The organism is Microcystis sp. M53603_WE2 (genome assembly GCF_030065435.1).
The window spans coordinates 1-2,583 of sequence record NZ_JASJFF010001038.1 but is presented as its reverse complement, the minus strand read 5'-3'; the positions used below and the strand labels follow the sequence as shown (position 1 = coordinate 2,583).

Below are 2,583 nucleotides of genomic sequence, written 5' to 3'. Positions count from 1 at the left end.
TCGCTTAATTTCGGTAAAGACCCCTTTAACATCGTCTTCATCACTGACTAGATACAAATTCCTTACCTAGAATATTACCCCCGTTAATGCTCATCCCATAACGGTAAAACCGAACTCTATTGGCAGTGATATCCGCGTTTTTATAGCAGTTATCTTAATGGTGAGGTACGAATTTTTGGTTTTGGGGAGTCGGTCGTCGATACCAAATTAGGTTACACTAAATCCGTTGAGCATAGGCTACTTATGAGGACAGGCACTCATGCACTCTTGCAATAGGCAAAAGGGGGAATAAATAATCATTCTTTAATAACCGGATTTAGTATTACACTTCATCTTTAGTTGATCACCTATGCCAGTTGTGGGGTTCGTGGCTCAATTCAACCTCGATAAGTCTGATATTTAATTACACCTCCCCACTTATGTATTTTTTTGTTACATTTAAGTATTTTTTGCCTATCTATAGTTATTATTGAATGAGTTAAAGTGTTCCCCAATTATTTCCCCAACTAACCAATCTTTGATCTCAAAACCTTTTGCCTTGACGTTAGGTCAATGGGAGGAATCATCGGGTCTTGGAGGGACTAACATAAATTATGACACGCGACAAACTTTTGAACTTAGGAGAAATTAGTTATTCAAACCAGTTCTTTATTAGATTATTTCTGGTGATTTCTTGTCTTTTTGTCTTTTATTGCCTATAATTTTCCTCACTTTTCTCATTAACAAGGAGAATACAATCATGCAATCTCTCAACTTTTCTATTATCCAAGAAATCAAACATCAAGGAATTTGTGATGCTTCTGCAGCCACTGCTTTAGGAGAAAATAAATTTGTTGTTGGTAATGATGAGGCGGATCCAGAATTAGGTAATATTCTCTGGATTTATTCCTCTCAAGAGTCGGGAAAAGCACTGGAAACAATTGACATTAATGGTTGGCTGAAAAACAATCCTAAAAATAAAGAAATCGACTTGGAGGGGGTAACTGTACTCAATGACATAATCTATTGGATTACTTCCCATGGCCGCAATAAAAATGCTGAACGAAAACTCCCTCGTCATCAATTTTTTGCTAGTAAAATTACCGATGACGGCTCTAGTATAGTTCAAGTGGGTGAGTCTTATACTCAGTTAGTCTTGCGCGATATTATCGAAGACTCTCAATTGGCTGAAATATTTGATTTCAAAACAGCAGAAACCAAAGCTCCCAAAGCTAAAGGTGGATTAAATATTGAAGGTTTAACGGCAACTCCAGACGGAAATATCTTAATCGGTTTTCGTAATCCTGTCCCCAACGATAAAGCTCTTTTATTAACTCTAAAAAATCCTTACAGTTTAGTTAATAATTCCAGCAATGCTCGGTCTGATTTTGGTGATCCTATCCTGTTAGATTTGGGAGGATTAGGAATTCGTAGCATTGAATTTTGGCCAGCTTTAGAAGTATATTTAATTATTGCCGGAGAATTTCATGGAGGCGATCAATTTGTTTTCTATACTTGGTCAGGAAAAAAAGAAGATGCACCGGAAAAGATAGAATCACTGCAATTCCCTGACGGTTTTCGTCCAGAAGCTTTGTTGTTTTATCCCCATTTCCCAGATCGCTTTCAGATTTTAAGCGATGATGGTACAATCGAGCGAGTTGGTAATACTCCCTGTAAAGATATTATCGATAAAAATAGTCCCGAAAAATATTTCCGCAGTATTTGGGTAAAAGTTAATTAATACCAATTCTCACCCATCAAAACTACAGATCGAATTATCGAATTTAAGTTCCCATTTCCCCTTTTTCCCATTTTAAGGGAGACGAAGGCAGGGGGATCGAACTCTTGTAGCCGGATTTTGGAGAATTGATATAATTAGACATCCCTCTTAGTGGAACCTCAACAAAACCTAGAACAAAAATAGCTTTAAACCCATATAGGGATAAGCTTTAAGCTCAAAAAAACCGTTGATCACGTCTTTTCAATGGTTTTTTATCCTAGAAGCTCTATCTCAATGGAGCGAGAGGACTCCCGTTAAACCGCGTAGCGGTTAACGGGAGATAAATCGCCACCGGAATGAAACTAACGCGGTAGCGTTTCCACTTTTGGGGAGTTTTGGTTCTCGACGTATTTTTTTAGTTGTTCGATGGTAACGCCGCCACAACTAGCCACGAAATAACCTCCCGTCCAAAAATAAGGTTTATTGTCGAAATACTTTGCCGCCAAATCCAGAAATTCTTTTCTAATTAAGCGACTACTAACTGTTTTAAGGTTAGCGATTAGTTTGGATAAAGCAATGTCAGGTTTGTCATCGATAATCAGGTGAACGTAATCCGATTCACCGTTGAAATCAAGTAATGTGCTGTCCCATTTCGTGAGCGTTGACACAAAAATTTCTTTAAGTCGGGCTAAGATTTCATCGTTAATAGCAATGGCCGGTATTTGATGACGAATACGACGTGAGCGGTAAGTCTATAAACAGAGCGAAATCCATGATTGTAATCGGTTGACATATTAGGCAGTAAGTGTTACAATTCAATTGTACATCACGAAACGAACGACAGTGATAACGCTTACCTACCAGTACAAACTAAAGGTAAACAG

2 protein-coding genes are annotated in these 2,583 nt (G+C 37.9%); one reads left to right on the top strand and one right to left on the bottom strand.

Translation table 11 applies throughout. The features are described 5' to 3' along the window. Positions 1 to 739 precede the first annotated feature (739 nt). Complete coding sequence (locus PX481_RS21890; RefSeq protein ID WP_288026999.1) at positions 740 to 1,720, top strand: DUF3616 domain-containing protein; 981 nt, start codon at positions 740 to 742, stop codon at positions 1,718 to 1,720. A gap of 341 nt (positions 1,721 to 2,061) precedes the next feature. Here PX481_RS21890 and tnpA read toward each other — a convergent pair whose 3' ends face one another. Continuing rightward, positions 2,062 to 2,394 carry an IS200/IS605 family transposase gene (gene tnpA / locus PX481_RS21885; RefSeq protein ID WP_502888627.1) on the bottom strand — a complete coding sequence of 111 codons (333 nt, stop codon included), beginning with the start codon at positions 2,392 to 2,394 and terminating at the stop codon, positions 2,062 to 2,064. Positions 2,395 to 2,583 lie beyond the last annotated feature (189 nt).

Coding starts and splice junctions, on each gene's coding strand:
- PX481_RS21890 (WP_288026999.1), top strand. CDS start 740: ATGCAATCTCTCAACTTTTCTATTATCCAAGAAATCAAACATCAAGGA.